Genomic DNA, 26,581 nt, shown 5'->3' with positions numbered 1-26,581 from the left:
AACACCGGTTGTGCCGACGGTTGGAAGGAGCGGGGTGCCCACCACTGCGCGCACGCTCGGCCCGCGCCGGGACGACGGGTCCGCACTCGCGGATGCGCAGCGGAAACCGCTGCTGGACGGACTGCGCGCGGTCCTCGCCGAACGGTTCGACCGGCACCGCCGCGCCGCGCTGGTGCTCGCGCCGGCTGTGGTGTACCTCGCAGTCCGCGGAGTGGGACTGCTGCTGCTGGGCTGGCTCTCCGCCGCCAACGACCAGTCCGTCGGTGAGAACCTCGCGTCCTGGGACGGCGAGTGGTACCTGGAGATCGCCGCCCACGGTTACGGCGGGGTCGACCCGGGCATGGTCGACGGCCGCGGCGAGCGGCACCCCGAAACCCCGCTGGCGTTCTTCCCCGGGTTCCCGCTGCTGGTGCGGCTCGTCTCGGTGCTGCCCGGGCTCGGCGTGCTCGGCGCGGGCATCGCGGTCAGCCTCGCCGCGGGCGTCGCCGGTGCCTGGGGGCTGGTCCGCATCGGGCGGGCCGTCAGCGGCAGCCGCGCCGTGGGCCTGCTGCTCGTGGCGCTGTTCGCCGCCGCGCCCATGTCGATCGTGCTGTCCATGGCCTACTCCGAGGCGCTGTTCTGCGCGCTGGCGATCTGGGCCATGGTCGGCGTGCTCGAGCGCGACTGGCTGCTGGCGGGCCTGTGCTGCACCGCGGCCGGGCTCGTGCGCCCCACCGCGGCGGCGCTGATCGGCGTGGTCGCGCTCGCCGCGATCACCGCCCTGCTGCGCGGACGCGACTCCTGGCGCCCCTGGCAGGCGGTCGTCCTCGCACCGCTCGGGATGCTCGCCTACGTCTGCTGGGTCGGCCTGCAGACCGGCAACCCCACCGGGTACTTCGCGCTGCAGCGGCAGGGGTGGTCCTCCGAGTTCGACTTCGGCGCCGCCACCGGCTCCTTCGCGCTGGACACGCTCAGCACCGAGAGCTCGGTGCTGGAGACGCTCACCGTGTGGATCCTGCTGGTGGCGCTCACCCTGCTCGTGCTGTGCCTGCGGACGCGCATCCCGTGGCCGCTGGTGCTGTTCGCCGCCGCCGTGCTCGTGCTCGACCTCGGCACGGACGGGCTGATGTACTCCAAGGTGCGGCTGATGCTGCCCGCGTTCCCGCTGCTCGTCCCGGTGGCGATCGGGCTGGCCCACCGGCGGCGGACCACCGCGGCCGCCACGATCGCGTTCGTGGTGCTGTTCGGCTCCTGGTTCGGCGCCTACTCCCTGACCGCCTGGTCCTACGCGATCTAGCCGGATCCGACACCGGCAGCACCCGACACCAGCAGCCCCGATCCGGCGGAATCCGCTCTGACTGAATCCGATCCGGCAGCGCCCGATCCGGCGGAATCCGGCGCGACGTCTCACCCACCTGCACGAACTTCCCGGGAGGGTGGTGGGCATTTCCCGCGAAGTGTTCACCACCGCAGCCGCGGTTCCGACCGGACCTCGCCCGCGCACCGCGTGCCAGACTGGGCCGACGAGATTCAGACCGGGCCGAGGAAATTCACAGGAGGTGCCGTGACCACGCAGGAATCCGAAAGCACCGGACCACTGGCGAAGCCGGCCGAAACCGCCGTGCCGCTGCACCCGCTGCTGGCCGGGCGCTGGAGCCCGCGCTCGTTCGACCGCTCCGCCGAGCTGAGCGACGAGCAGTTCAAGGCGCTCTTCGAAGCCGCGCGCTGGGCCCCCTCGTGGGGCAACACCCAGCCCGCCCGGTTCATCGCGGGGCGGCGCGGCGAAGACGCCTACAAGCGCATCTACGACACCCTCGCCCGCGGCAACCGGTCCTGGGCCGATGCCGCCGCGGCCCTGGTGCTCGGCGTCGCGCGCAGCGCGGGCGACGAGGGCGATCCCATGCCGTACGGCGAGTACGGCCTCGGCCTGGCCGCGCAGAACCTCGTGCTGCAGGCCGAGGCCGAAGGCCTGGTGGCGCACCAGATGGCCGGTTTCGACCGGGAGGCCGCGCGCGCGGCCTTCGCCGTGCCGGACGACCACGAGCCGCTCGTCGCGATCGCGGTCGGCCCGCAGGGCCCGGTCGAACAGCTCGACGACCGGCTGCGGGAGAAGGAGGCCGCGCCGCGCTCGCGCAAGGAGCTCGGCGAGATCGTCTTCGACGGGACCTGGAACTCCCCGCGCTGGTGATCCGGGCGCCGGTGACCTGGTGATCCGGTTCCCACCGCCCGCGCCCGCCGGGCGACACCCCGGCGGGCGCGGCGCGTCCGCGGGAGCCGCCGCACCGCGCGGCCTTTCGCTCCTGCTCTGCGCGGTCCTGCTGCTTCCGCCCCTGCTGTTCCCGGCCCGGCGGCGGGAACGACCCCGGCGGGTTCGCTCGCCGCGGGCGGGTCACGCGAGGGAGCGGAGGATGCGCAGGGCGATCGAGGTGATCAGCAACCAGAACAGCGCGGCGATGCCGTAGTTGAGCAGCACGGCCAGCTGCGGGTCCGCTGGCGTGAACAGGTTCTGCAGCCCCAGCGCGAGCGGATCGGCGCAGGAGGCGACGAACCTGGTCACGGCGTGGTCCGGGTTGGCGCCGCCGAGCACGAGCACCACGTGCAGGGCGAGCAGCGCCGCGAACACCGATCCGACGACGCGCACGAGCGTGCTGAGGACGCCGATGAACCGCGTCCACGCGTGCTTGCGGTCGAAACGCGGCCTCCCGGTCGACCTCGCGGTCTCACCACGCGGCTCCGTCATGAGTCCGCCTCCCTTCCCGTGCACCGCGATTTTCGCACGGGCGGGGTCCCGGTTCCTAGCGGCGAACGGACGAACTCCATCCGTTGTGCGCAGGTCGGGGATCCGGCCGAGCATCCCGGGCAGTCAAGATCACCAGTGCGCTGGAAGGCTCTTGCCCGGCTCACGAGCACGTTGCTCACGTTCGTTCGCGCAGATCGCCCCACGCTCACTCGTCCGTGTGCAAGACTTCGATGTTGCGCAGGTAGCCGTGGATCGCTCGCGCTGCTCGCGAGGGCGTGCGCAGGGGGACGTGGGTTGAGCGGGAACGACGAGTTCTTCGCCCCTCCGCAGTCGGCGGCCGAGGCCGTCCTGGGAGGGCGGAGCACCGGGATCGGCGACTCACCCCAGTCGCCCGGGCCTGCGGCTTCCGCTGCTGCCGACGGGGTGCAGTTCCCGCCCGTGGTGTACGTGCCGTGCAACGTCTCCAGCCCGGACGAGGGGGAGTTGTCACTGGACATGCGCACGATGCGCGATGGGCGGACCGCGCTGCTCGTCTACTCCGCGCTCGACCGGCTCGTGCACTGCTGCGGCCGGCAGCAGCCGTGGGTCGTCGTGTGGACCGCGCAGCTGGAGGAGTTCGACGAGGCGCAGCCGTTCGACGTGGTCCTGCTGGACGTGGAGATCCCGCCGGAGCACCAGCGCGGAGCGTGATGGAGGGACCATGGGTTACGAAGTCGACGACGGGACTTTGCGGGGTGTTGCATCGTCGTTGCGCAGCGGCAGTCAGTCCGTTGCCGATCTCGAAGGTTCCGTGCCTTCAGCGCCCGACGCCGGCGCGGTCAGCGGGCCGCTGGGGCAGCTGCTCAGCCACTTCGCGGATCAGGCGGGGGAGCTCGCGACCGGTGTCGCAGCTGCCGCTGATGCTGTCGAGGACAGCGGCCGCACCTACGCGAGCACGGACGACGAGAACAGCCAGCGCTTCCAGCGCGTCAATCCGTCGTAGGGGGATCGGTGTCGGTCAACGTCCGATTCGAGGGCAACCCGGCGAGCATTCGCGCATCCGGCGAGTGGATGCGCACGAAGCTCGCTTCCGGAGTGCACGACTGCGTCAGCCAGATCCACAAGGGCCGCACCAGCGCTGAAGCCGGCTGGACGGGCGCCGCCAGCGAGGGCTTCCGCGGCACGATGCGGTCCGGAGCTCCCAAGGGGGATGACCTCGCCACCGAGGCGGAAGAGATGGGCCGCTCGGTCGAGCAGTACGCAGACCAGCTGCACACGGCTCAAAAGGGGGGCGGAGCGGGCGAAGCAGATCGCTCGTGACGGTGGGCTGACGGTCACGGACACGCAGATCCTCTCCCCCGGGCCCGCGCCGTCGCGGCCGGCCGGCCTCCCCGCGGACGCGACGCCCCAGGCACGTGAGGCGCACGGCAATGCCATGGCAGCCGTGCAGGCGCACGAGAAGAAGGCCGCGGCCTACGCCGCTGCCAAGCAGGAGGCCGACCGCGCGAACTCCATACACGAGCAGGCGAAGAAGCGGGCCCTCAACGCGTGGCAAACTGCTCGACAAAAGTGGATTGTCCATGCTGGCGAGTTCGTTCAAGGATCCGGCGGCGGGCTCATCAAGTTCCACCAAAAGATCCTTAGAGCTGAGGCTGACCGGCTGCTCCAGGAAAGCAGAAACGCACACGCGCGCTACCTCAAATCCCCCGGTGGAAGCACTGAAGCGCAGTTTCATGCGCAGCAACAGCAGACCAAGGTGATGCAGGCCGAAGAGGCCAAGGCCCGAGCTGCTCATGCTGAACGCGGTGCTGCAGGCATTGCAGTGAGAGCCGCAGGACGTGGTCTCGCCGTGGGCGACGTCGCCTGGGACATCAGCCATGGAAAACCCCCTGGCAAAGCCATCTTCTCCGGGGCTTTGGCTTATGGCGGCGGGGTTGCCGCGACCGCCGGAGTCACCATGCTCGTCTCAAACCCGGTCGGTTGGGCCGCTGTGGGGATTGGAGCGGCCGGTGTTGGCGGTGGAATTCTTGTCGGGATGGCTGGCGATGCGCTTTGGGACGCTATGCCAGACGGCGTCACGAACAAGATCAATGAAGGTGTCGAAGCCGCGGGTAGTGCCATCGGAGACGCGGCAAAGTCAACATGGGACGCTCTCTTCTAAAACATCGACCCGTGCTCGTGCGTGAGGAGTACAAGCCAATGGCGCAAACAAGCGGGGAGGAAGCAGAACTTCCTCCGTGGCCGTCCGAGTGGGACGCACCGGGTGGAGTTAAGCCAACGGCAGTTGTCATTGCGTTTGGGATTTTTGGTTTGGCCGCCGGGATAGTGGGGGTTGCCCAGGTTGGCACCGGCGCCATCGATGGTTCCACCATCATCCTGCTATCCGGGGGAATATTCGCGATAGCCCTTTCGTCGGGGACGGCACTGCTGCGTCTGCGCGTGCGTCGACGCAGTGTTGCAGCCGTCCACATCAGTCAGACCGAGCACGGCTCAGCCACAGTCGTCCCGAACTCACGCGGCGTGTGGGCAGTGGTCGTCGCAGCACTTTCCGCGGGATTGCTCGGCTTCGGCTTCATCGCCTTGATGTCCTGGGGCTTAGTGCTCTTCGGTGGCGACACGGGCGGATGGGTAATTTTCCAGACCCTTCTTTCGACCGCGTTCGTCGCGGGGATCATCTGGTTCCTCTGGCGGACGCAGCGAGAACCCACCGCACAGGGGTCCCTGCGACTCACGCCCACTGGAGTCGCCTACAAGTCACTGGGACCTGAAGAATCGGCACCTTGGGATGCTCTGGCCCACATCTTCCCTTCGTGCGGAGATTCGCCCGATATTGCTATGGGGGTCGATTCGAGCCGAGCTTCCTCCACCTCCATCAAGAAGGGCAACGTTCTACGAATATCGGGAGCCTTCCTCTCCGTCGACCCGGCGTTGGCCTACCACGCGCTGGTGTACTACCTGGATCATCCGGGGGCGCGGTCGGAGCTGGGAACCGAGCGCAGTGTCGAGCGCATCCGCCGGGCCGACTTCCCCGAATAGCCCCCGGTCCGCGCGGGCGCGTGCTTGGGGCGACGTGCGCTCGCGGGTTCGCGCGCACGTCGGGGCGCATCGAGCGGACGGGACGGGCCATGCCCACCGGACCCGTGAGCACGGCCCGCGGCACTACCGCTCAGCGGTCGAACGTCCCCGACTTCAACGAAGCTAAGAAGTTCGACCACTGCGCCGTGCCCACCGTGATGTAGCCAGCGCCCCGATCCTTCGTGTCCCGCACGGCCGCGCCGCCAACGATGCGACCGACTTCGACGCACGAAGTCTGTTGCTGCGAGTAAGTCGACTTGCGCCAACTTTCAGCGTGCACCGTCATGCCTGCCCCTCCATCTCGTCCTTCAACTTGGCGATGAGCCCGGCTGAGTCTTCCGGGGACATCGCCGACTCTCGCAGGGTAGACGCCGCCGTTTGATATCCGGCGACTTCCTTCTCCCTGTGCAGGAAGGCCGACGAATTGAAGTGCTCGACATGCACGATCGGCGCTGACTTCGGGAACTCGAACAAGATGAAGGCCCCTGCGTGCGCAGGGTGCCACCGCATGCTTCCTGCAGGGAGGACGCAGACGGTGATGTTCGGCCGTTCTGCCATCCACAGGATGTGATGCAGTTGGTCAGCCATCGTCCGGTACCCGCCGAGAGGTTCTCGCAACGCTGGTTCCCAGATGATCGCCGCAAACTCGGGGGCGTCTCGACGCACCAACACATCCCGACGACCGACGCGCATCGCAACCCGCGCGTCGACGTCACTGCTGCTCTCGCCGAGCACAGCCCGCGCGTAGTCCGATGTCTGCAACAGGCCGGGAACAACGCTCGTGGCCGTATCCGTGATCCGCTGCGCGGAGCGCTCGAACTCGATCAGGGTGGTCAGCTCGCGTCGAATGCCGGTGTGCCCGGTATCGAGCCAGTTGGGCTGGTCGGCATCACGTGCCATGTCAACGAGTTCGTCGTACTTGGACCCCACCACGCCGAGGGTCGCGAGTACCTGCGCGACATCCTCCGGCTTGGGCGTGCGCGCACCCGTCTCGTAACGCGAGATCGTCACGTAGCTCACGTCGAGCTGCTTTGCCAGCTCGCGTTGCTTAACACCCGCCGCAACCCGACATTCTCGCAGCTCAGCGCCGAGCGCACGGGCCTTCGGCGGGTGTTCACCGTTACCAGCCATGAAACACAGCGTAAGCAGCGTCCGGTTACCAGACAACACTCGATAGCGGTATTGCTGGTTTGTTACCGGTAATCGATGATTACCAGTAATCAAATAACTCTGGTAACAAGCTCAGGAGCCTTGCGATGCCCTATCCGTTCACGTGGGTGCCTGCCGAGGGGCACCGGCACGCCAGCCGGGACGACGTGCCGCCGCCGGGACGGGAATTCCCGCCGGACATGTCGGTGACGACCCTGTGCGGCCGGCAGCTGACCACGGCCACCGGCGAGGTGGCCTGGTTCTGGCCGACCTGCTTCGACTGCGACGAACGCGTCCGCCCACTCGCCGGCGTGCCCGCACGCACCACGCGCACGCCCGACCGCAGCGCCCGCGAGGAACACGCACCCGCGCAGAGCCGTACCCGGCCCAGCACGAGCAGCGAGCACAACACGGGAGGTGGCGCATGAGCCGACGCACGGCCATGGCAGTACTGCTGCGCCGCGGGCAGTGGCTGCTGGACGAGGCGGCCTTCGAAATCGGCGGCGACCGCTACACCCCCGAGTGCTGCCGCGACACGGCCCACGCCCTCACCGAACTCGCCGCCGCCCTCGACGAGTACTCCCACGAGATCACCCCCACCGGCGAGACCACCGCACCAACCAGCGCACCGACCAGCGCAGACGCGGAACCGGACGCAGCTCCCGAAACGGCGCCGCACACCGCGGCGACGGCACGCACTGCAGCAGCGCCGCGCACCGCGACCGCCCCCGGCGCGCAACCAACCCCGCCCGCACCGCACCAGCTGCCGCGAACTCCGCACACCCCGGGAGGCGCCCCGTGCTGACACCGCTGCTCGAACCGAGCCTGCACCTCGGCCTCGTCCTCGGCGCCGGCCTGTCGACACTGCTGCGCATGCCCGCGCTCCTGGGCCTGGCCACCCCGCAACGCCCGCGGGCACGACACGCCCGGCACACCAGGCACCGCCCCTTCAGCGCACGGCAGCGCAGCAGCGAGTCCGAGCGCCCACGAACGGGCGAGTCCGAGCGCCCACGCGCCAGCGCGCCCGGACTCGCCCGAACCGCGCAGCACTCTCCCCAGATCCCTCCGGTACGACTCCCGCAGCACCCTCCGGCCACGCCCGCACCGGCCGCGGCGCAGCGAGCCGAGCACGAGCAGCACCGCTGGCCGGGAGCGTCGGAGCCGCCACTCCGCCGCACCGCGCACCAGCCGCTCGGACGGCCCGGCCGCCCGAGCCGCCACCCCGGCACCGGAGCCTGGCCAGCACCACCCGTCTCGACGCCGCCGGCCCCGGCCCCGGCCGCTCCGGCATCGCCCGCCCCGATACCGTCCGCCTCGACACCGCCCACGCTGGCGCCGCCCGCCCCGGCACCGGCCACACCGTCACCGCCCGGGCCGGCACCCCGCGGCGCGGCGCACGAGGGCGCCCCGCGTCCCACCAACCGGAACACCTCCGCCACCGCGCACCGCGCCGCAGCAGCACCGGCCACCGCGGCCCCGGCGGGCACCCGCACCACCGCGGCCGCCGCCGCGAACACGCCCCACCGCGCGCGCGTGCGCCCGCACGCGCCCGCGAAAGCACCGTCCGCGCAGCGCACAGACACGGAACCACCTCCGGAGATGCCGTTCGACCGCGCACTGCTGGAACGTGTCCTCGCCGGACTGCACCGGCTGTGACCCGCCGGCGCGGTGCCCTCCGCACGGGTGATCACCCCTTCCTCTCCACCAGCGCCTTCCCAGAATGCGAGAAGACGGGTTTGCCAAGCGGGCGCGGCGTGTGGTTACTCTTGAGCACCATGGCGCGCTTCCTCCTGCTTATTCGCCGCGACGGGGTCCACTGAGACCGGCCCCTCGTCGCGGGGAACCAACGCGCCGGTCGTTCCGAACCGGCAACGCAGAGCAGGAGCTTCCTTTCCGATGACCTTCCCGGAACAGCCGCAGTCCCCGACCTCCGGACGCATCAGCACGCCCGCCAAGCCCGCACCGGCCGACCAGCCCGCGTGGAACCCGCAGCGCGGCAGCTCGATGCCGGTGCACCGCTACCGGCCGTTCTCCGAACTGGTCGAGGACATCTCGCTGCCCGACCGCACCTGGCCGGACCAGCGCATCACCCGGGCGCCGCTGTGGTGCGCGGTGGACCTGCGCGACGGCAACCAGGCGCTGATCGACCCGATGTCGCCCGCGCGCAAGCGCCGCATGTTCGACCTGCTCGTGGCCATGGGCTACAAGGAGATCGAGGTCGGGTTCCCCGCCGCGAGCCAGACCGACTACGACTTCATCCGCGAGATCATCGAGGACGACGCGATCCCGGGTGACGTGCGCGTCCAGGTGCTGACCCAGTGCCGCGCCGACCTGATCGAGCGCACGTTCGCAGCGCTGGAGGGCGCGCCGCAGGCGGTCGTGCACTTCTACAACTCCACCTCGATCGCCCAGCGCCGCGTCGTGTTCGGCGAGGAGCGCGAGGGCATCAAGAAGATCGCCACGTCCGCCGCCGAGCTGGTCAAGGAGTACGCGGCGAAGTACCCGGACACCGACTTCCGCTTCCAGTACTCGCCGGAGTCCTACACCGGCACCGAGCTCGACTTCGCCGTGGAGATCAGCGACGCGGTCTCGGAGATCATCCAGCCGACACCGGAACGGCCGATGATCATCAACCTGCCAGCCACGGTCGAGATGGCCACGCCGAACGTCTACGCCGACTCGATCGAGTGGATGCACCGCAACCTGGCGCGGCGCGACTCGATCATCCTGTCGCTGCACCCGCACAACGACCGGGGCACGGCCATCGCCGCGGCCGAGCTCGGCTACCAGGCCGGCGGCGACCGCATCGAGGGCTGCCTGTTCGGCAACGGCGAGCGCACCGGCAACGTCGACCTGGTCGCGCTGGGCATGAACCTGTTCAGCCAGGGCGTGGACCCGCAGATCGACTTCTCCGACATCGACTACGTCAAGCGCACCGTCGAGCACTGCAACCAGCTGCCCGTGCACGAGCGCCACCCGTGGGGCGGCGAGCTGGTCTACACCGCGTTCTCCGGCAGCCACCAGGACGCGATCAACAAGGGCCTGGATGCGCTGCGCAAGGACGCGGAGGACGAGGGCGGCCCCTTCGAGGACTACCCGTGGGAGGTGCCGTACCTGCCGATCGACCCGAAGGACGTGGGCCGCAACTACGAGGCGGTCATCCGGGTCAACTCGCAGTCCGGCAAGGGCGGCGTCGCCTACGTGATGAAGACCGAGCACCAGCTGGACCTGCCGCGCAAGCTGCAGATCGAGTTCTCCAAGGCGGTGCAGCAGCGCACCGACGGCGGGGGCGGCGAGGTCGCCCCGGAGGAGATGTGGCAGGTGTTCTCCGAGGAGTACCTGCCGGAGCAGCACCCGCTGAGCGTCGTGCGCCAGCAGGTATCCGGTGACGGCGGCGAGGAGTCGATCAGCGCGACGGTGCTCGTGGACGGCGCCGAGCGCGAGATCACCGGCACCGGCAACGGCCCGGTCTCGGCGTTCGTGGACGCGCTGTCGACGATCGGCTACGACGTGCGCGTCATGGACTACCACCAGCACGCGATGACCGCCGGGGACGACGCGCGCGCCGCGGCGTACCTGGAGTGCTCCATCGACGGCGAGGTCCACTGGGGCGTGGGCATCGACGCCTCGACCGTCGCGGCCTCGCTGCGGGCCGTCGTGTCCGCGGTGAACCGCTCGCAGCGGTGAGTCCCACCGCGGGGTGAAGCCGGGCGCGGGTGGTCCCCGCGCCCGCCCTGCCGCGGAGGGGTGGTGGGCGTTCCTCGGGAAGCGTCGCCGACGTTCCCCGAGGAACGCCCTCCCCTGCCGGTGCTCGGCTCGGTCCTGCCGACGGCGGAGCGGTGTCCTGGCCGCTCAGGACTCGCCGTCGATCCGGCGGACGAGGTCGATGGCACGGCCGAGGGTGTCGAGCTTCTCGTGCGTCGTGTCACCGGCCGGGTAGAGGCGGACGGTGTCCACACCGGCATCCCGCCACGCCCGCAGGCGCTCCCGCACCCCGTCCTCGGTGCCGATGAGGGTGGTGGCCAGCACCATGTCGTCGGTGACGAGTTCCGCCGCGCCTTCTCGGTCGCCGGCCTGCCAACGCCGGTGCACCTCGGCGGCGACCTCGGCCCAGCCCTGGCGGGCGTAGGCGCGGTGGTAGAAGTTCGTGCTCGCCGTGCCCATGCCGCCGAGGCTGAACGCCAGGCCCTTCTTGCGCCGGGCGAGCATCGCCGGCAGCGCCGCCCCGTCCGGGGCGAAGGCGACCTCGGCGCCCTGGCAGACGTCGAGGTCGGCACGGGTGCGGCCCGCCTCGGCCAAGCCCCCGTCGAGGTGCTCGAAGTAGGCCTCGGCGCCCTCGGGGACGAAGCTCGTGCCCAGCCAACCGTCCGCGATCCGCCCGGTCAGCCGCAGCATGTTCGGCGAGAGCGCGGCGAGGTAGATCGGGATGTCGTGCCGCGGCCGTGCCGACAGCCGCATGGGTTTGGACTCGCCGGGCAGTGGAACGGTGAACGCGCGACCCGCGTAGTTCATCTTCTCCCCGCGCAACGCCTGCCGGACGATCTCGACGGTTTCGCGCGTGCGGGTGGCCGGGCGCGCGAACGGCGTTCCGTGCAGGCCCTCGATGACCTGCGGACCGGAGGTGCCGAGGCCGAGCAGGAACCGCCCCCCGGAGAGGTTGGACAGGGTGATCGCGGTCTGCGCGAGGGCGACCGGCGTGCGGGTGCCCAGCTGCAGCACGCCCGACCCGAGCAGCATCCGCTCGGTGCGGGCGGCGTAGTGGCCGAGCGCGGAAGGCGCGTCCGAGCCCCACGATTCGGCGACCCAGCAGATGTCGAGGCCGAGCTTCTCCGCTTCGGCGACGAAGCGGGTGGTCTCGTCCCAGTCCTCGGCCGCGGAGGCTTCGACCGTCGTGGCCGTGCGCATCACGCCTCCACCAGCGCCGCGACCCGGGCGAGCGTGTCGGTCATGTACTGCTCGAACTCCCGCAACCGGCCGGCGACGATCTTGGTCTCCTTCTCCGGCGTGCGGTCGATCGCCAGGGACAGCCCGGAACGCCCCGGGCCGAGCTGGGCCCGCTGGGTCAGCCGCGTGCCGCCGTCCACCGGTTCGAGGTGGAACCGCCAGCTCGCCGCGGGCGCGTCGGGGTCCTCCACGGCCCAGGCGAAGACCCGCCCGGCTTCGCACTCGACGACGTGGGAGGTCGTGCTCCATTCGCCGAGCGCGGAGTGCCGGCTGCGCCCGCGGAACGTCGCGCCGACGGCGGGGCCGCCCGCTCCGAGCCACTCGGCCTCCTGGAGCTCATCGCTGAGCTCCGGCATCCGCCGCACGTCGCTGATCAGCTCCCACACGCGCTCCGGTGTCGCGGCGATCCACCGCGCCACCTCGACCCCCGGCGCGTCTGCGTAGCGGGGTTCTTCCATGATCCACCTCTCGAAGTCGCTTTGACCTCCTAAGTTGTTCTACGAGACTCGACAGTGTCAAGACTGCTCCCCGAAGCGCCACCGCACCTGGGGGCGCTCGGCCAGCGCCGGCGGGTACCCCGGGCCCATCCGCTGCTCGGTGTCCTCGGCGCGCAGCGGCTCACCGCAGGAGGCGCAGACCACCTCCGCACTGGTCTCGCTGCCGCAGCTGTGGTGCAGCACCACAGGCGGGCCCTCGTCCCCGGCCAACCACCGGTCCCCCCAGCGGGCCATGGCCGCCAGCACGCCGAAGAAGTCCTCGCCCTTGTCCGTGAGCACGTACTCGTGCCGCACCGGTTCGTGCTGGTAGGCGCGCTTGTCGAGCAGCCCCTCGTCGACCAGGCGCCGCAGCCGCTCGGTCAGCGTGTTGCGGGCGATGCCCAGCTCCCGCTGGAACTCGTCGAACCGGCGCAGGCCGTAGAAGCACTCGCGCAGCACCAGCGGCGTCCACCAGTCGCCCAGCAGGTCCATCGTGCGCGCGATCGAGCAGGGCCACCCCGCAAATGACGTCCGCTTCATGCCCTTCAGGGTAGGGACGGCGGCCGGACGCGCCGGCGAGCTGCGCACCCCGGGCCGGCGCGCGGGCGGTGGACGTTCCTCGAGGAGCGCCCGCCACCCCGGCCGGGCCCGGCACGCCGCGCACCTCGCCGCCCCGCGTCGGGCTGCGCCGCGTCGCGGCAGGTGGCCGCGCTCCCCGGCTGGCCGCCGCCTCCGACCGCGCTCCGCTCGTCAGGTGGCGATCGCGGCGGCCTCGGCGGAGAGCTCCTGCAGCACGGGGCGCACGGCGGCGCGCTGCACGGCACCGCGACGCGAGACCACCTCCAGCTGACGCCCCGCGCGCACGCCGGCCAGCGGCCGCAGCACCACCGCGGACCGGTCCACCGTGTACCGCGGGAGCAGGGCGATGCCGTGCCCGTCGGTCACGAGCCGCTCGATCACGCGGAAATCGTTGACGCGCTGCACCACGTGCGGACGCACCCCGGTGCGCACCGCCAGCGACCGCAGCACGTCGTCCACCGGGAACCCCACGTCCACGCTGATCCACGACTCACCGGCCAGCTCCCCGGGGGCCACGCGCTCCCGCCGCACCAGCGGGTGCTCCGGCGGCAGCGCCACGTCCAGCGGCTCGCGCAGCAGCGGCGCCACGTCCCACCGCGCCTCGTCGAACGGCGCGGCGTGGTCGTCGCGGTGCGTCACCACCAGGTCGAAGTCCGCCACGAGCCCCGCCAGCACCGACGGCGAGCTCTCCAGATCCCGGCACTCCACCCGCACCTGCGGGTACTCCGCGAGGCGCCGCAGCAGCCCGGGGAACAGCAGCGCCGCTCCGGAGGGGAAGGCCGCCACGCGCACGGTCCCGCGCGGGGTGCGGCGGTAGGCGTCCATCTCCGCCTCGGCCGCGTCCAGCGCGGCCAGCACGTCGTCGGCCCGCGCGGCCAGCGCCCGCCCCGCGTCGGTGAGCCGCAGCCCGCGGCCCGCCGCCTCCGTCAGCTGCACCCCCGCCTCCGCCTGCAGGGCGCGCAGCTGCTGCGACACGGCCGACGGCGTGTACGACAGCGCCTGCGCCACCGCGTGCACCGTGCCGCGGTCCGCGAACTCGCGCAGCAGGCGCAACCGCTGAACGTCCATGCGGGAATGCTAACGGGGGTGCGCAGGGGCGTCCGTGCTGACAACCCGGCCGCACCGGGTCAGGGCGAGTCCACCCCGGGGACCATGAGCCGCTCGAAGTCCGGGTTCCAGACGTGCACCCCGTAGCCCGCGGGGCACTCGTAGCCCACGAGCAGCCCGGCGGACTCGGCAGTCAGGCGCTCCGCGGTCCGCCGGTCCAGAATCGCCCGGTTGTCGCAGTTCGTGCACCGGGGCGCACCGCTGTAACTCACGTCTCCACTGCCTCCGACTGGGTTCCGCGCACGGCCCCGGGGACGACACCGCGCCGGTGCGCGCGGGTGTCCGCGCACCCAACCGCCGTCGAACCGCACCTGAGCCGACCGGTCCCCAGGGTAAACGCCGCGCCCCACCGCCCCGGCACCGGCGCACCGCGCGGCCCGGGCGCCGCGGACCGCCCGGGCCGCACCGGTGACCTCAGCTGGCGTCGCGCCGACCGGACAGCGCGCGCCCCAGGGTAAGCTCGTCGGCGAACTCCAGGTCGCCACCCATCGGCAGCCCGGAGGCCAGCCGGGTGACGTTCAGGCCCGGGAACTCCTTGAGCATCCGCGTCAGGTAGGTCGCCGTGGCCTCGCCCTCGGTGTTCGGATCGGTCGCGATGATCACCTCGGTGATCCCGTCCGCGCCGATGCGCCGCATCAGTTCGCGCACCCGCAGCTGGTCCGGGCCGACGCCGGACAACGGGTCCAGCGCACCGCCGAGCACGTGGTAGCGGCCGCGGAACTCACCGGTCCGCTCGACCGCCAGCACGTCCTTCGGCTCCTCCACGACGCACACCAGCGCCGGATCGCGGCGCGCGTCCTGGCAGATGCGGCAGCGCTCCTGCTCGGAGACGTTGCCGCACACCTCGCAGAACTGCACCCCGTCGGAGACCTTCTGCAGCGCCTCCTGCAGGCGGTTCACATCCGCCGGTTCCGACGCGAGCAGGTGGAAGGCGATGCGCTGCGCGCTCTTCGGACCGACCCCCGGCAACCTGCCGAGCTCGTCGATCAAGTCCTGGACGGGCCCCTCGTACACGGCTGTCTCGCCTCACCTCTCAGCCCAGGCCGGGCAGTCCCAGACCACCCAGGTCGGCCGGGCCCTGGCCACCGCCCTGACCGCCGAGGCCACCGGCCAGCGGTCCCATCTTCTCGGCCTGCATCTCCTGCGCGGACCGGTTGGCGTCGCGCACCGCCGCCACGACCATGTCCGAGAGGGTCTCGGTGTCCTCCGGGTCGACAGCCTTCGGGTCGATCGTCATCGACTGCAGCTCACCGGTGCCGTTGACCACGGCCTGGATCAGGCCACCGCCCGCGCTGCCGGTCACCTCCGCGTCCGCGAGCTCCTGCTGCGCGCTCATCAGCTTCTGCTGCATCTCCTGCGCCTGCTGCAGGATCTCCTGCATGTTGGGCTGACCGCCCGACGTCCCTCCGGGCTGCCCCGCTCCAGGTTGCACTTGGTCCTCCTCGCCGAGTCCGCTGGCGCGAAGCGGTGTCCGCGCGGCTACGCCTCCAGCGTAGCCGGGAAGGGCCACCCGCACGGCACCCGCCGCGCACGCGCGCGTCCTTCGCAGACCGCCTCGCCCGTGCCATGGTGATCGCATGCCCCTGGACATCGCGGAGCTGCTGCGCCTGGTCAGCCGGCGCGCCCTCGACCTCGACGCGGCTGGCCGGGTGCTGGCCGGGTCGGACGAGTCCGGGTCGGTGCAGCTCGTCGAGATCGACGCGGGCGGCGGGGCCGCCGCGTCCCGGCGGTTGACCGCGCTGCCCGGAGCCGTCACCGGCCGCTACCTGCCCGACCGGCGGGCCGTGGTCGTGCAGCACGACGCCGACGGGGACGAGCGGACGCAGCTGTCGCTGCTGCCCGTCGAACCGGGCGCGCCGCCGGCCACCAGCGGCGACCTGGCACCGCTGGTGCGGGACGCGCGGTACGTGCACCGGCTGGTGGACGTGCTGCCCGGCCGCGTGGTGTACGCGACGAACCGGCGCAACGGCGTGGACTTCGACGTGGTCGTGCACGAGGTCGACACCGGCGCGGAGCACGTCGTCTACGCCGGCGGCGGCATGGTCGCCGAGGCGGCCGCCGCGCCGGACGGCCGCCGCGTGGCGGTGACCGTGCCCGCCGAGCCCGCGCTGTCCGAGCAGCTGCTGCTCGTCGACACCGCACCCGCCGGGACCTTCCGCGCGGTCACCGGTGCCCGCGAGCACGCGCGGCACACCAGGCCGGGGTGGACCCGCAGCGGCGAGCTGCTGGTGACCTCGAACGCCGGGCGCGACCGCACGGGCATCGCCCGGACGGCCCCGCGCGGCGGCGAGCACCGGTGGCTCGTGCCCGACGCGGACGGCGCCGCCGACGCCGCGGCGGGCCCCGCCGCGGAGCACGACCTGACCGGCTGGGTCTCGCCGGACGGCTCGACGCTGCTGGTGCACGACAACGCCGGCGGCACCTCGCGGCTGACGCTGCACGACGCCGACGACGGGCGGTTCCTGCGCGCCGTGCAGCTGCCCGGCGCGGGGTGGTGCGCGCACCCGCTGCCGGAGCCGGCGTTCTCCCCGGACGGGCGGCAGTTCGCGCTGTCCTGGAGCTCCGCGTCGTCCCCCGGGGACGTGCTGCTGGTGGACACCGCGACCGGGCGCTGCCGCGCGCTGACCGACTCGGCCGGTGAGCGCGCGGCGGCGCTGGCCGAACCGGTGCAGCACCGCGTCCCGGCGCGCGACGGCCTGCACATCCCGTGCCTGGTGTACCGGGGCAGCACCGCCGGAACCGCGGTCCCCGCCGTGCGCGGTTCCGCCGTCGTCATCGTCCACGGTGGACCGGAAGGGCAGTCGGTGCGGACGTTCAACCCGATCGCGCAGGCGCTCGCCGCGCGCGGTCACACCGTCGTCCTGCCGAACGTGCGGGGCTCCACCGGTTACGGCAAGCAGTGGTACTCCGCGGACGACGGGCGCGCGCGGATGTCCGCTGTGGACGACCTGGCCGACGTGCACGCGTGGCTGCCGCAGCTCGGCTGCGATCCCGGGCGCGCCGCGCTGTGGGGCGGGTCCTACGGCGGCTACATGGTGCTCGCCGGCCTCGCCTTCCAACCCGAGCTCTGGGCCGCGGGCGTGGACGTCGTCGGGATCTCCTCGCTGCTGACGTTCCTGGCGAACACCGCCCCCTACCGGCGCGCGCACCGGGAGCGCGAGTACGGATCAGCGCACGAGGACGCCGAGTTCCTCCGCTCCATCTCACCGCTGCACCACGCCGAGAAGATCCGCGCGCCGCTGTTCGTGCTGCACGGGGCCAACGATCCGCGCGTGCCGCTGTCCGAGGCCGAGCAGATCACCACCTCGGTGCGCCGCAACGGGGTGGAGTGCGAACTCGTCGTCTACGGCGACGAGGGGCACGGCCTGGCCCGGCGCGGCAACCGGCTCGACGCCTACCCCCGCGCGCTGGACTTCCTCGCCCGCCACCTGGCGGTGTGAGCGCCGCTTCAGGCCTCGGCGCCCTCGGCCCGGGCGAGCCGCGCGCGCACGCTGCCACCGCGCCAGTCGCCCGCCGGCAGCAGCCGCCGCAACCGCTCCAGGGCCTCCACGTCCTCGGCACCGGACTCGCCGGTGACGTAGTCCCACAGCAGGTCCGGGTCCTCGCTGTGCAGCACCGCCGTGCGCACGCCCACCGCCAGGTCCTCGCGTTCGGCCACGATGCCCGGGGCCTCGGAGTCCGGCAGCAGCCCCGCTCCGTGCAGCTCGAACGCCTCCCGCACCTCTCCGCGCCGCAGCGCCTCCCGCACCTGCTGGAAGTCCGCCCGCACCTGGGCATCGAGCCGGTACGGCTTCGTCCGCACCAGGTCGCCGCCGAGGTGCGCGCGCAACCGGTGGATCTCGGCGCGCACGGTCACCGGGTTGCCGCGCTCGCCGTGCACCAGCAGCGCCAGCCGTTCGGCGTTGACCCCGTCCTGCCGCACCGCCAGCGCGGTCAGCAGCTCGGCGTGCCGCATGCCCAGCGGGACCGCGCGTCCGTCCAGCTCCGCGGTCGGCCGACCGCGCCCGAGCAGCCGCAGCCGCAGCACGGGGTGTTCCCCGCCCTGCCTGCGGCTGCGCTGCGGCACCCGCAGCAGGTACCCCTCGTCGAGGGGCTCCACCACCGCCTCGCGGCCGTCGGCCAGCACCACCGCCCCCGAGGAGCCGTCCGGCAGCACCCGCTCCGGCAGGGCGAGGTCGCCGGGCCCGGACTCGATCACCCGGCCGGTGGAGCTCAGCAGCGCCGCGGGCTCCCCGGGCTGCGCGCGCAGCACGTCCCGGTGGCGCTCGCGGATGCGCTCGTCGCGCAACCGGACGTCCTGCTCGATTCGGCCTTCGGCCAGCCGCGCGCTCGCGGTCACCAGCGCCCGCAGCGCCGGGTGGGCCGTGTGCGCGGGGCCGCTGATGTCGAGCACGCCGAGCAGTCGCCCGGTCTCCGGGTCGCGGATCGGGCTGGCCGCGCAGGTCCACGCGTGGTACGTGCGCACCAGGTGCTCCGCCGAGTGGATCTGCACGGCGTCCCCGGTGGCCAGGGCCGTGCCCATCGCGTTCGTGCCGATCACGTTCTCCGACCACCGCGTGCCCTCGGACAGCAGCACCCGGTCGGCGGCGCGGCACACCCGCGAATGCCCCTCGCGCCACAGGATCGTGCCCTGCTCGTCGGTGACGATCATGATGTAGGGCATGTCGCCGACCGAGTCGAACAGCATCTGCCGGAACGTCGGCACGCTCCGCGACAGCGGGTGCCGGTCGCGGACGCCGAGGAGCTGATCGGTGTTCAGCGCGACCGGGGGCTCCTCCGCGTCCGGATCCACCTCGGCGGCCAGGGAGCGCTGCCACGAGGCGTGGACGAGATCGCGCGGCCGCGCGGCGGCGCGCCGGCCCGACAGCACGTCGTCGTGCACCTGCCGGAGCAGGTGCCCCTGCCCCGGCCGCTCACCCGTGCCGCCCTGGTCCGTTCCTCGCATCGCCGCGCGCACCTCGGTCGATCAACGCGCCCTTCGCCGCGAACCATCGCGCGGAGCGCGATCGCGGAGCTGACCACATCGCCGTCGTTGATCCGGTCAAGGATGCGCGTGATCGACCTCGCGAACAACCCCCACCGCGCTGCGCCGCGTTTGCGCAGCGCACGCGATGCAACGCGGATGCAACGCAGGTGTTCGCAGGATGTGCGCCACATGTGAACGCCGACACGTCGCCGCGCGGCGGCGTGCCGATGCCCGCGAGGAGGCACATCCATGACGGTGTACACGGCACCGGGCACCACCGGTTCGATCGTCGACTACGCCACCCGCTACGACCACTTCATCGGCGGCGAGTACGTGCCCCCGGCCAAGGGCCGCTACTTCAGCAACCCCACACCGATCACCGGGCAGAACTTCACCGAGGTCGCCCGCGGTACGAGCGAGGACGTCGACCGAGCGCTGGAGGCCGCCGAGGCCGCCGCGCCGCGGTGGGCGAAGACCTCGACGACCGAGCGCGCGAACACGCTGCTGGCGATCGCCGACCGCATCGAGCAGAACCTGGAGAAACTGGCCGTCGCCGAAACCTGGGAGAACGGCAAGCCTGTGCGGGAGGCGCTGGCCGCCGACCTGCCGCTGGCCGTCGACCACTTCCGCTACTTCGCCGGAGCCCTGCGCGCGCAGGAGGGCTCGATCTCGCAGATCGACGAGGACACGGTCGCCTACCACTTCCAGGAGCCGCTCGGCGTCGTCGGGCAGATCATCCCGTGGAACTTCCCGCTGCTCATGGCCATCTGGAAGCTCGCCCCGGCGCTCGCCGGCGGCAACGCCGTGATCCTCAAGCCCGCCGAGCAGACCCCGGCGTCGATCCACGTGCTGCTCTCGGTGATCTCGGACCTCGTCCCGGCCGGCGTGCTCAACGTCGTCAACGGGTTCGGTGCCGAGGCGGGCAAGCCGCTGGCGGCGAGCCCGCGGATCGCCAAGGTCGCCTTCACCGGTGAGACCACCACCGGCCGGCTGATCCTGCAGTACGCCAGCGAGAACATCACCCCGGTCACCGTGGAGCTCGGCGGCAAGAGCCCGAACATCTTCTTCGACGACGTCGCCGCGAAGAACGACGCGTTCTACTCCAAGGCGCTCGAAGGCTTCGCGCTGTTCGCCCTCAACCAGGGCGAGGTGTGCACCTGCCCGTCCCGGGCGCTGGTGCAGGCGTCCGTCTACGAGGACTTCCTCGCCGACGCCGTGGCGCGCACCGAGCGCATCCAGCCGGGCAACCCGCTGGACACGAGCACGGAAATCGGTGCGCAGGCCAGCAACGACCAGCTGGAGAAGGTCCTGGCCTACATCGACATCGGCAAGCAGGAAGGCGCCAAGGTCCGCACCGGCGGTGAGCGCCTCGACCTGGGCGGCGAGCTCGCGGGCGGCTACTACGTCGCGCCGACGGTCTTCGAGGGGCACAACAAGCAGCGGATCTTCCAGGAGGAGATCTTCGGACCGGTCGTGTCCGTGGCGAGCTTCGACGACTACGACGACGCGGTGAAGATCGCCAACGACACGCTCTACGGCCTGGGCGCCGGCGTGTGGTCCCGCAACGGCAACACCGCCTACCGCGCGGGCCGGGACATCCAGGCCGGTCGGGTGTGGGTGAACAACTACCACAGCTACCCTGCGCACGCGGCCTTCGGCGGCTACAAGCAGTCCGGCATCGGCCGCGAGACACACAAGATGATGCTGGACCACTACCAGCAGACGAAGAACCTGCTGGTGAGCTACTCGGAGAATCCCCTGGGGCTGTTCTGATGGCCGAACCGGAGCGCGTGGACGTGACCGACGAGGCGGTGGAGATGCTCCGCTTCCTGCGGTCGGAGCACGGACCGTTGATGTTCCACCAGTCCGGCGGGTGCTGCGACGGGAGCTCGCCCATGTGCTACCCGCGCGGGGAGTTCCGCACCGGTGACTCGGACGTGCTGCTGGGCAGCCTGGGCGTGCCCGGGGTCGACGAGCCGATCCCGGTGTGGATGTCCGGCGCGCAGTTCGAGTACTGGAAGCACACCCACCTGACGATCGACCTCGTCCCCGGGCGCGGCAGCGGGTTCTCGCTGGAAGCCCCGGAGGGGGTCCGGTTCGTCATCCGCTCGCGGCTGCTGACCGACGAGGAGTACCGGCGGGCGGTGTGAGCCCGCGTGATCCGCGGTGGGGGCGGGCGGTCGGTGCGCTCGCCGCGGCCCCGCGGCGCACCGAGCCGCGGGGCCCGCCGACACGGGCGCTCCCGGGAGCAGCTGGCCGCGAACGCACGACGGCCCCGGAGCTCGCGAGCTCCGGGGCCGTTCCGAGCGGAGGATACGGGATTCGAACCCGTGAGGGCTGTTAACCCAACACGATTTCCAATCGTGCGCCTTAGGCCGCTCGGCCAATCCTCCGCGCAGAAGCGTAGCAGCGCCGCCCCTTCCGCCGGTCAGGGGGTCGGGCGCCGGACTCGGGCCGTCGGTGCCCCGCCGACCGGCGGCGAGGCCGGGGGTGCGCGGGGAGCTCGCGCCGAGGAGCTCGGCGCGCACGCCGCGAGCGGCCCGAGCGAGGCCGAGGGCAACGACCCCGCACCGGGGCGGGAGGGTCCCGGACGGGAGCCCGCTCGCTCGCCGTCACCGCGCTCCCTCGCGCCTGCGGTGCTTGTACAGCATCCGGAGATAGCTCGGGAAAGCCAGGGACAGCGAAAGACCGATCACCACGCAGGCGATCAGTCCCGCGCCGGCCAGAATCGGTGAAGGCTCGTAGTCAGCACGAAACACTTCGGTGCGTCTCCCGCCCGCCTCGTCGATGCTCACTTCACGCCCCACAACGCGGATCGACTGCCCGATGTCGGCCGGCTTCAGCTGGGACTGCTTCACCTCGCGCATCCGCACCTCACCGCTGTCCCAGGTCACCTTCGCCCAGCACACCCAACCGAGCCCGGTGATGTTCCGATCCGGATCCTCCTCGGAGTCCGAGATCAGGACCGAATAACGGCATCGCTGCGCCTCCGCAGCTCCTTTCTTGCTCACCTCGGCGCCTGCAGCGTTCGCACCGAACCACGGCATGACCACAAAAGGCCCGCTCAAGAGCATGACGGCCCCAACCAGCGAGAACACGAGGCTCACGACTCCTGCAGCGCACCCCGGCTTCGACTCAGCTGCGTTCCGCTCCGTCCCCTTCTCAGTCACGATGTTTGGCTCTCCCCGTCCGTGGAGTACTCGTGGTCGTCGTAACCAGCACCCACGGACGCGGAGTCCCGCACCGTGTGGAACACGGCCTCTTCCGTGCGCGAGAGGTTCGTCAGCGGCTTGCCCACGCTGTTCGCGCCAGAGACAAGCTTGCCGCCCCCGCTCTTCAGCGGCTGCATCGCCTCGTCGACCTTGGACAGCGCGGGTTTCACGCGTTCGACGATCTGCGCCAGGTTCCGGAAGCTCTTGACGATCTTCTCCAGCCACTCGGAGACCCGGTTGGCCCACTTCGCCACCACGCGGATGCCGTCGGCGACGAGCAGGGGCGTCGCGGCGCCCAGCGTCACACCGGCCGCGATCGCCGAGCGCCCGAGGTACTGCACCAGGTCCGACATCGCCGAGGCGATGAGGTCCCGCACGATGGTGCGCACGATCTGCACCGCCACGCCAGCCCCGGACACGGCAGCGCCCACGGCGTCCGCCGCGGTTCCCGCGCCCTCGAGCAGCTTCGCCTCCCCGAGGCCGACCTTCCGGTAGACGTCGCTGGCCGCCCCGGACCACTCGGCCGTGTCCGACTGCACGACCTGCTGCATGTCGGCGGCCGCGTCGGAGAGGTGCCGGGAGATGTTGCCCCAGGTCTTGGCGTTCGACTGCACCACGTCCGGGTCGCCGGCCAGCGCGTCGAGCATCTCCGGCAGCGGCGAGACGTGCTCCATCATCCAGGCGAACACCGAGGACAGCAGCGTGCCGAACGGATCTGCCACGGCCATCGCTCCATCGAGCGCAGCGGCCCCGGTGTTGATCCCGGCTTCGCACCAGTCCCCGCGATCGGCGGCGTCCCACGCATCTTTACCGAAGTCGTAGACGGCGATGCCGTCCTCCTCGCTGACGACCGGATCCACCTGCTCGACCAGCGGATTCCCCTCAGCCATGCCCGATCCCCCGCAGTTCTTCCAGGATCGCCTCCAGCGATGCCACGACCTCTTCGTCGACGGAGTCGTACTCCTCCGCCGCAGCTTCGAGCCCCGCGGCCGTGCCCTCCACGGCCGCCTGCGACGTGCCGATCGCCGCGCTGCCCATCGTCTCGATCATCCCCATCAGCGGGATCAGGATCGGGCTGCACAGGATGCCGTAGGCCTCGCCGCCGTTGAGCGAGACCTCGCCCGCCGCGTCTTTCGCCGTGCCGATCCGCTCGGCGACTCCGCGGACGCGCTGCGCGTGCGAGCGCATCTCGTCGGTGTGGATCGCGAAACCGTCCTGCGCCATCAGCGACCACCGCCCTCGAGCCAGCTGTCCCCGCTGAAGTCCTCGTCGTCCGCTGCGGGCTCAGCGGAGGGCCGGGCCTGCGCGGACTCCTCGGGGAAGCGCTCGCGGGTGCCCTGCAGCACGGCCTCCAGCGTCTCCGCGTCCGAGCCGAGCAGCGGCTCCACGGCCGCGCGCATCTGCTCGGTCAGCGTGCTCTGCGCCGACCGCACGGTGTCGAGGATCGCTGCGGAGAGCTCCTCCGGGCGTTGCCGCATGGCGCGGTCGGTGAGGTCCAGCTGGGTGAGGCACCCGCCCTGGTCCACGGCGACCGTCACACCGCCGTCCTCGCTGGAAGCGGTGCCGCGGATCTCGGAGGCCGCCTGCTTCAGCTGGTCGGCTCGCTGCAGCTTGTCCTCGATCTGCTGCCGGAACCCGGCGAGCATCGCGTCCGGGTCGCGAGGTGCGGTCACGGGTCTGCTTCCTTCCATCAGGTGATCACGTGTGCGCGGAGCAGTCTGGCACGCGCTCGGGGGACACCACCCCGGTTTCCGGGAGATTGCCCGGCTCGCCACCCCCGTTTCCGCGGCGTCGGTCGGCCCGTTACACTGTCCGTGGACCTCGTGCGGCGTCATCCTGCGAACTCCCCCAGGGCCGGAAGGCAGCAAGGGTAAGCGGGCTCTGGCGGGTGCACGAGGTCCCCTTTGCGTTCGGGGCCGTTCCGGAGAGCGCGCGGGGCGCGGACGACCGCCGCCGGCTCGCCGTCCGGCCCGCCAGGTCGCACCCGCACCGTCAGTCCCACCGCGTAGGGTTGCCACCGTGGCGCTCGCCCTTTACCGCAAGTACCGGCCGGCGACCTTCGCCGAGGTCGTCGGGCAGGAACACGTCACCGCACCGCTGCGCACCGCGCTGGCCTCGGGCCGGATCAACCACGCCTACCTGTTCTCCGGGCCCCGCGGGTGCGGCAAGACCACGAGCGCGCGCATCCTCGCCCGCTCGCTGAACTGCGCGCAGGGCCCCACGCCCGATCCGTGCGGCGAGTGCGACTCCTGCGCGGCCCTGGCCCCGGAGGGCGGCGGCAGCGTCGACGTCGTCGAGCTCGACGCGGCCAGCCACGGCGGTGTGGACGACACGCGCGAGCTGCGCGACCGCGCCTTCTACGCGCCGGCCCAGTCGCGCTACCGCATCTTCGTCATCGACGAGGCCCACATGGTCACCCCGCAGGGCTTCAACGCCCTGCTGAAGATCGTGGAGGAGCCCCCCGAACACCTCGTGTTCATCTTCGCCACCACGGAACCGGACAAGGTGCTGACCACGATCCGGTCGCGCACCCACCACTACCCCTTCCGGCTGCTGCCGCCCTCGACGATGCGCGAACTGGCCGAGCGCATCTGCGCCGAGGAGGGCGTGGCCGTGGAACCGGCCGTCTACCCGCTGGCGATCCAGGCGGGCAGCGGTTCGCCGCGGGACACGCTCAGCGTGCTCGACCAGCTGCTGGCCGGTGCCAGCGAGCGCGGCATCACCTACGACCGCGCCGTCGCACTGCTCGGCGTCACCGACGTCGCCCTGATCGACGACGTGGTGGACGCGCTCGCGGCGGGCGACTCGGCCACGGTCTACGGCACGATCGACCGGCTCGTCGAAGCCGGCCACGACCCGCGGCGCTTCGCCTCGGACCTGCTCGGGCGGCTGCGCGACCTGGTGCTGCTCAACTCGGTTCCCGACGCGGCCGACCGCGGCCTCGTGCAGGCCGGCCCGGACGAGATCGCCAAGATGCGCACCCAGTCCGAACAGCTCGGCGCCGCGACGCTGTCCCGGTTCGCCGACATCGTGCACACCGGGCTGTCCGAGATGCGCGGGGCGACGGCCCCGCGGCTGCTGCTGGAACTGCTGTGCGCGCGGATGCTGCTGCCCGCCGTGTCCGATGCGGACACGGCCCTGCTGCAGCGGCTGGAACGGGTCGAGCGGCGCATGACCATCGCCCCGGTCCGGGGGGAACCGACCGCGGCGGAGCAGGAACACGCTGCCCCGTCCGCGCCGGCGGCGGAGCCCGCGCGGGAGTCCGCGCCGCAGCCCCCGGCGGACGAACCGGCCGCCGCAGCGGCGGCCCCCGCGAAGGCCTCCGGCGCTCCGCCCGCGGAGGAGGCGTCCGCACCGGCGGAGTCCAGAACCGCGCCGCACGCGGGTTCTCCGGCGCCGGAACCACCTGCGACCCCGGCGGAATCGGCACCGGTGGAATCGACCCCGGCCGAACCCGCTCCGGCGGAACCGGCCACGAACGGCGGTTACGACGCCGCCGTGGTGCGCCGCGTGTGGGAGGACCTGCTGCGCGCCGTGTCGCAGCGCAACCGCCCCACGCAGGCGCTGCTGCTCAACGCCAAGGTGCACGACCTCGCCCAGGGCACGCTCGTGCTGACGATGCCGACCGCGCCGCTGGTCAAACAACTGGCCCAGCAGCGGCGGCTGGACTTCGTGCACGACGCGCTGCGGGAGGTCCTCGGCGGCGAGTGGGAGGTCCACTGCGTCGAGGAGGGCTCGGCGGCGACCCCGCCGAACGGTGCGAAGCAGGGCGGCTCCGCGGCGCAGCCGCAGAGCGCTCCCGGCCGGCAGAGCACCGCGAGCGCACCGGGCACCGCGAATGCGCCGGGCACCGCGAATGCGCCGGGCACCGCGAGCGCACCGGGCAGCGCCTCGGGTACTGAGGACGCCTCCGCTGCGCAGCGGGGCCCCGCGGCCTCCGGAACGCGCACCGCGTCCGCGGAACCGCCCACCCCTGCCGCGAACGACGGCGCGGCACCGCGAACGTCCGCGGATCCCGCTCCGGCGGAACGGCAGGCGGCACCTCAGCAGTCCCCGCAGGAGGGGGACTCGCGGACCTCCACCGCCGATGCCGATCGTTCCGCGGCCGCGTCCGTGCCCGCGCCGCCCGAGCCGGACACGGCGCCACCCCCACCCGAACCGCCGGACGAGCCCGAACCGGACGACGTCCCCCCGCCGCCGGAAGAGCCCGACGAGGTGCCGGAGGACGTCGCGGAGACGCTGCGCGGATCGTCCCCTGTGGACGGATCGGAGGCGGCTCCGGTCGACCCCGACGAGCGCGCCGAGCAGCTGTTCACGCGGGAACTCGGCGCGCAGCGCGTGGACGACCCGCGGTGAGCCGCGCTCCCGCCCGGCA

Annotated in this window: 29 protein-coding genes, 1 tRNA gene and 1 other RNA gene; 15 read left to right on the top strand and 16 right to left on the bottom strand. The window is 72.0% G+C overall.

What is annotated here, in order from left to right; genetic code table 11:
- Positions 1 to 34 precede the first annotated feature (34 nt).
- Together ACVGV0_RS00995 and ACVGV0_RS00990 are read left to right on the top strand one after the other, a co-directional pair.
- A complete protein-coding gene (locus ACVGV0_RS00995) occupies positions 35 to 1,276 on the top strand; it encodes a mannosyltransferase family protein (RefSeq protein WP_459157960.1) in 1,242 nt (413 codons plus the stop codon).
- A 267-nt stretch (positions 1,277 to 1,543) separates the two neighbouring features.
- Positions 1,544 to 2,167, top strand: a complete 624-nt coding sequence (locus tag ACVGV0_RS00990) for a nitroreductase family protein (RefSeq protein ID WP_459157959.1) — start codon at positions 1,544 to 1,546, stop codon at positions 2,165 to 2,167.
- Between the two features lie 201 nt (positions 2,168 to 2,368).
- On the opposite strand, the gene ACVGV0_RS00985 is transcribed toward ACVGV0_RS00990, so the two are convergent.
- Complete coding sequence (locus ACVGV0_RS00985) at positions 2,369 to 2,719, bottom strand: hypothetical protein (RefSeq protein ID WP_459157958.1); 351 nt, start codon at positions 2,717 to 2,719, stop codon at positions 2,369 to 2,371.
- A gap of 294 nt (positions 2,720 to 3,013) precedes the next feature.
- On the opposite strand from ACVGV0_RS00985, the gene ACVGV0_RS00980 reads away from it, so the two are divergent.
- The 5 genes from ACVGV0_RS00980 (at position 3,014) to ACVGV0_RS00960 (ending at position 5,734) form a co-directional block, all read left to right on the top strand.
- Complete coding sequence (locus tag ACVGV0_RS00980) at positions 3,014 to 3,409, top strand: SAV_915 family protein (protein ID WP_459157957.1); 396 nt, start codon at positions 3,014 to 3,016, stop codon at positions 3,407 to 3,409.
- A 10-nt stretch (positions 3,410 to 3,419) separates the two neighbouring features.
- Positions 3,420 to 3,701, top strand: coding sequence for a hypothetical protein (locus ACVGV0_RS00975; RefSeq protein WP_459157956.1), 282 nt, complete (start codon positions 3,420 to 3,422; stop codon positions 3,699 to 3,701).
- An 8-nt stretch (positions 3,702 to 3,709) separates the two neighbouring features.
- Positions 3,710 to 4,018: a WXG100 family type VII secretion target gene (locus ACVGV0_RS00970; RefSeq protein WP_459157955.1), complete on the top strand. Its 309-nt coding sequence runs from the start codon at positions 3,710 to 3,712 to the stop codon at positions 4,016 to 4,018.
- Between the two features lie 115 nt (positions 4,019 to 4,133).
- Positions 4,134 to 4,859, top strand: a complete 726-nt coding sequence (locus ACVGV0_RS00965; protein ID WP_459157954.1) for a hypothetical protein — start codon at positions 4,134 to 4,136, stop codon at positions 4,857 to 4,859.
- Between the two features lie 11 nt (positions 4,860 to 4,870).
- Positions 4,871 to 5,734 carry a hypothetical protein gene (locus ACVGV0_RS00960; protein ID WP_459157953.1) on the top strand — a complete coding sequence of 288 codons (864 nt, stop codon included), beginning with the start codon at positions 4,871 to 4,873 and terminating at the stop codon, positions 5,732 to 5,734.
- A gap of 130 nt (positions 5,735 to 5,864) precedes the next feature.
- Here ACVGV0_RS00960 and ACVGV0_RS00955 read toward each other — a convergent pair whose 3' ends face one another.
- Positions 5,865 to 6,059: a DUF397 domain-containing protein gene (locus ACVGV0_RS00955; protein WP_459157952.1), complete on the bottom strand. Its 195-nt coding sequence runs from the start codon at positions 6,057 to 6,059 to the stop codon at positions 5,865 to 5,867.
- Positions 6,056 to 6,904: a helix-turn-helix domain-containing protein gene (locus ACVGV0_RS00950; RefSeq protein ID WP_459157951.1), complete on the bottom strand. Its 849-nt coding sequence runs from the start codon at positions 6,902 to 6,904 to the stop codon at positions 6,056 to 6,058. Before ACVGV0_RS00950 ends, ACVGV0_RS00955 begins: the two co-directional genes overlap by 4 nt.
- A 125-nt stretch (positions 6,905 to 7,029) precedes the next feature.
- Between ACVGV0_RS00950 and ACVGV0_RS00945 the strand changes: the two genes are divergently transcribed.
- The 3 genes from ACVGV0_RS00945 to leuA all read left to right on the top strand — a co-directional run bounded on the left by ACVGV0_RS00945 (position 7,030) and on the right by leuA (position 10,609).
- A complete protein-coding gene (locus ACVGV0_RS00945; RefSeq protein ID WP_459157950.1) occupies positions 7,030 to 7,350 on the top strand; it encodes a zinc finger protein in 321 nt (106 codons plus the stop codon).
- A complete protein-coding gene (locus ACVGV0_RS00940) occupies positions 7,347 to 7,727 on the top strand; it encodes a hypothetical protein (protein WP_459157949.1) in 381 nt (126 codons plus the stop codon). Before ACVGV0_RS00945 ends, ACVGV0_RS00940 begins: the two co-directional genes overlap by 4 nt.
- A gap of 1,091 nt (positions 7,728 to 8,818) precedes the next feature.
- The gene (gene leuA, locus ACVGV0_RS00935) at positions 8,819 to 10,609 is read left to right on the top strand and encodes a 2-isopropylmalate synthase (protein WP_459157948.1); all 1,791 of its coding nucleotides are present in this window, start codon (positions 8,819 to 8,821) and stop codon (positions 10,607 to 10,609) included.
- A 165-nt stretch (positions 10,610 to 10,774) separates the two neighbouring features.
- On the opposite strand, the gene ACVGV0_RS00930 is transcribed toward leuA, so the two are convergent.
- From ACVGV0_RS00930 to ACVGV0_RS00900, 7 genes are all read right to left on the bottom strand, one after another.
- Positions 10,775 to 11,827, bottom strand: coding sequence for an LLM class flavin-dependent oxidoreductase (locus ACVGV0_RS00930; protein ID WP_459157947.1), 1,053 nt, complete (start codon positions 11,825 to 11,827; stop codon positions 10,775 to 10,777).
- The gene (locus ACVGV0_RS00925) at positions 11,827 to 12,324 is read right to left on the bottom strand and encodes an SRPBCC family protein (protein ID WP_459157946.1); all 498 of its coding nucleotides are present in this window, start codon (positions 12,322 to 12,324) and stop codon (positions 11,827 to 11,829) included. Before ACVGV0_RS00925 ends, ACVGV0_RS00930 begins: the two co-directional genes overlap by 1 nt.
- 57 nt (positions 12,325 to 12,381) lie before the next feature.
- Positions 12,382 to 12,882, bottom strand: coding sequence for a winged helix-turn-helix transcriptional regulator (locus tag ACVGV0_RS00920; protein WP_459157945.1), 501 nt, complete (start codon positions 12,880 to 12,882; stop codon positions 12,382 to 12,384).
- A gap of 210 nt (positions 12,883 to 13,092) precedes the next feature.
- On the bottom strand, positions 13,093 to 13,989 hold the full coding sequence (locus ACVGV0_RS00915) for a LysR family transcriptional regulator (RefSeq protein WP_459157944.1): 897 nt from the start codon (positions 13,987 to 13,989) through the stop codon (positions 13,093 to 13,095).
- A gap of 59 nt (positions 13,990 to 14,048) precedes the next feature.
- The gene (locus ACVGV0_RS00910; protein WP_459157943.1) at positions 14,049 to 14,240 is read right to left on the bottom strand and encodes a hypothetical protein; all 192 of its coding nucleotides are present in this window, start codon (positions 14,238 to 14,240) and stop codon (positions 14,049 to 14,051) included.
- 202 nt (positions 14,241 to 14,442) lie between these two features.
- Positions 14,443 to 15,042, bottom strand: coding sequence for a recombination mediator RecR (gene recR / locus ACVGV0_RS00905; RefSeq protein WP_459157942.1), 600 nt, complete (start codon positions 15,040 to 15,042; stop codon positions 14,443 to 14,445).
- Between the two features lie 19 nt (positions 15,043 to 15,061).
- Complete coding sequence (locus ACVGV0_RS00900) at positions 15,062 to 15,460, bottom strand: YbaB/EbfC family nucleoid-associated protein (protein WP_459157941.1); 399 nt, start codon at positions 15,458 to 15,460, stop codon at positions 15,062 to 15,064.
- Positions 15,461 to 15,605: 145 nt separating this feature from the next.
- On the opposite strand from ACVGV0_RS00900, the gene ACVGV0_RS00895 reads away from it, so the two are divergent.
- Positions 15,606 to 17,468 carry a S9 family peptidase gene (locus tag ACVGV0_RS00895; RefSeq protein WP_459157940.1) on the top strand — a complete coding sequence of 621 codons (1,863 nt, stop codon included), beginning with the start codon at positions 15,606 to 15,608 and terminating at the stop codon, positions 17,466 to 17,468.
- A gap of 8 nt (positions 17,469 to 17,476) precedes the next feature.
- On the opposite strand, the gene ACVGV0_RS00890 is transcribed toward ACVGV0_RS00895, so the two are convergent.
- The gene (locus tag ACVGV0_RS00890; RefSeq protein WP_459157939.1) at positions 17,477 to 18,973 is read right to left on the bottom strand and encodes a GAF domain-containing protein; all 1,497 of its coding nucleotides are present in this window, start codon (positions 18,971 to 18,973) and stop codon (positions 17,477 to 17,479) included.
- A gap of 270 nt (positions 18,974 to 19,243) precedes the next feature.
- On the opposite strand from ACVGV0_RS00890, the gene exaC reads away from it, so the two are divergent.
- Positions 19,244 to 20,767, top strand: coding sequence for an acetaldehyde dehydrogenase ExaC (gene exaC, locus ACVGV0_RS00885; protein WP_459157938.1), 1,524 nt, complete (start codon positions 19,244 to 19,246; stop codon positions 20,765 to 20,767).
- Positions 20,767 to 21,144 carry a DUF779 domain-containing protein gene (locus tag ACVGV0_RS00880; protein WP_459157937.1) on the top strand — a complete coding sequence of 126 codons (378 nt, stop codon included), beginning with the start codon at positions 20,767 to 20,769 and terminating at the stop codon, positions 21,142 to 21,144. Before exaC ends, ACVGV0_RS00880 begins: the two co-directional genes overlap by 1 nt.
- 157 nt (positions 21,145 to 21,301) lie before the next feature.
- On the opposite strand, the gene ACVGV0_RS00875 is transcribed toward ACVGV0_RS00880, so the two are convergent.
- The 5 genes from ACVGV0_RS00875 to ACVGV0_RS00855 form a co-directional block, all read right to left on the bottom strand.
- Positions 21,302 to 21,387 (bottom strand) — tRNA-Ser (locus ACVGV0_RS00875).
- Between the two features lie 219 nt (positions 21,388 to 21,606).
- Positions 21,607 to 22,101 (bottom strand): DUF6346 domain-containing protein, encoded by a 495-nt coding sequence (locus tag ACVGV0_RS00870; RefSeq protein WP_459157936.1) that lies wholly within the window; start codon positions 22,099 to 22,101, stop codon positions 21,607 to 21,609.
- Between the two features lie 59 nt (positions 22,102 to 22,160).
- Positions 22,161 to 23,096, bottom strand: coding sequence for a WXG100 family type VII secretion target (locus ACVGV0_RS00865; RefSeq protein ID WP_459157935.1), 936 nt, complete (start codon positions 23,094 to 23,096; stop codon positions 22,161 to 22,163).
- Positions 23,089 to 23,430, bottom strand: a complete 342-nt coding sequence (locus ACVGV0_RS00860) for a type VII secretion target (protein ID WP_459157934.1) — start codon at positions 23,428 to 23,430, stop codon at positions 23,089 to 23,091. The genes ACVGV0_RS00865 and ACVGV0_RS00860 overlap by 8 nt, the downstream gene beginning before the upstream one ends.
- A complete protein-coding gene (locus ACVGV0_RS00855) occupies positions 23,430 to 23,879 on the bottom strand; it encodes a YbaB/EbfC family nucleoid-associated protein (RefSeq protein ID WP_459157933.1) in 450 nt (149 codons plus the stop codon). The genes ACVGV0_RS00860 and ACVGV0_RS00855 overlap by 1 nt, the downstream gene beginning before the upstream one ends.
- A gap of 140 nt (positions 23,880 to 24,019) precedes the next feature.
- Between ACVGV0_RS00855 and ffs the strand changes: the two genes are divergently transcribed.
- Positions 24,020 to 24,113: signal recognition particle sRNA small type (gene ffs, locus ACVGV0_RS00850), an RNA gene on the top strand.
- 112 nt (positions 24,114 to 24,225) lie between these two features.
- Complete coding sequence (locus ACVGV0_RS00845; protein WP_459157932.1) at positions 24,226 to 26,562, top strand: DNA polymerase III subunit gamma and tau; 2,337 nt, start codon at positions 24,226 to 24,228, stop codon at positions 26,560 to 26,562.
- Positions 26,563 to 26,581 lie beyond the last annotated feature (19 nt).

This window comes from Salinifilum ghardaiensis (genome assembly GCF_054491345.1).
The sequence above is the reverse complement of the archived record's forward strand: the minus strand, read 5'-3'. Positions and strand labels throughout refer to the sequence as shown.

What these genes read in the sequence shown, in the direction of transcription:
- ACVGV0_RS00955 (WP_459157952.1), bottom strand. Translation starts at nt 6,059, where the DNA reads ATGACGGTGCACGCTGAAAGTTGGCGCAAGTCGACTTACTCGCAGCAA.
- ACVGV0_RS00930 (WP_459157947.1), bottom strand. Translation starts at nt 11,827, where the DNA reads ATGCGCACGGCCACGACGGTCGAAGCCTCCGCGGCCGAGGACTGGGAC.
- ACVGV0_RS00940 (WP_459157949.1), top strand. Translation starts at nt 7,347, where the DNA reads ATGAGCCGACGCACGGCCATGGCAGTACTGCTGCGCCGCGGGCAGTGG.
- ACVGV0_RS00890 (WP_459157939.1), bottom strand. Translation starts at nt 18,973, where the DNA reads ATGCGAGGAACGGACCAGGGCGGCACGGGTGAGCGGCCGGGGCAGGGG.
- ACVGV0_RS00945 (WP_459157950.1), top strand. Translation starts at nt 7,030, where the DNA reads ATGCCCTATCCGTTCACGTGGGTGCCTGCCGAGGGGCACCGGCACGCC.
- ACVGV0_RS00895 (WP_459157940.1), top strand. Translation starts at nt 15,606, where the DNA reads ATGCCCCTGGACATCGCGGAGCTGCTGCGCCTGGTCAGCCGGCGCGCC.
- ACVGV0_RS00925 (WP_459157946.1), bottom strand. Translation starts at nt 12,324, where the DNA reads ATGGAAGAACCCCGCTACGCAGACGCGCCGGGGGTCGAGGTGGCGCGG.
- ACVGV0_RS00860 (WP_459157934.1), bottom strand. Translation starts at nt 23,430, where the DNA reads ATGGCGCAGGACGGTTTCGCGATCCACACCGACGAGATGCGCTCGCAC.
- ACVGV0_RS00985 (WP_459157958.1), bottom strand. Translation starts at nt 2,719, where the DNA reads ATGACGGAGCCGCGTGGTGAGACCGCGAGGTCGACCGGGAGGCCGCGT.
- ACVGV0_RS00965 (WP_459157954.1), top strand. Translation starts at nt 4,134, where the DNA reads ATGGCAGCCGTGCAGGCGCACGAGAAGAAGGCCGCGGCCTACGCCGCT.
- ACVGV0_RS00880 (WP_459157937.1), top strand. Translation starts at nt 20,767, where the DNA reads ATGGCCGAACCGGAGCGCGTGGACGTGACCGACGAGGCGGTGGAGATG.
- ACVGV0_RS00920 (WP_459157945.1), bottom strand. Translation starts at nt 12,882, where the DNA reads ATGAAGCGGACGTCATTTGCGGGGTGGCCCTGCTCGATCGCGCGCACG.
- ACVGV0_RS00950 (WP_459157951.1), bottom strand. Translation starts at nt 6,904, where the DNA reads ATGGCTGGTAACGGTGAACACCCGCCGAAGGCCCGTGCGCTCGGCGCT.
- ACVGV0_RS00915 (WP_459157944.1), bottom strand. Translation starts at nt 13,989, where the DNA reads ATGGACGTTCAGCGGTTGCGCCTGCTGCGCGAGTTCGCGGACCGCGGC.
- exaC (WP_459157938.1), top strand. Translation starts at nt 19,244, where the DNA reads ATGACGGTGTACACGGCACCGGGCACCACCGGTTCGATCGTCGACTAC.
- ACVGV0_RS00975 (WP_459157956.1), top strand. Translation starts at nt 3,420, where the DNA reads ATGGGTTACGAAGTCGACGACGGGACTTTGCGGGGTGTTGCATCGTCG.
- ACVGV0_RS00865 (WP_459157935.1), bottom strand. Translation starts at nt 23,096, where the DNA reads ATGGCTGAGGGGAATCCGCTGGTCGAGCAGGTGGATCCGGTCGTCAGC.
- leuA (WP_459157948.1), top strand. Translation starts at nt 8,819, where the DNA reads ATGACCTTCCCGGAACAGCCGCAGTCCCCGACCTCCGGACGCATCAGC.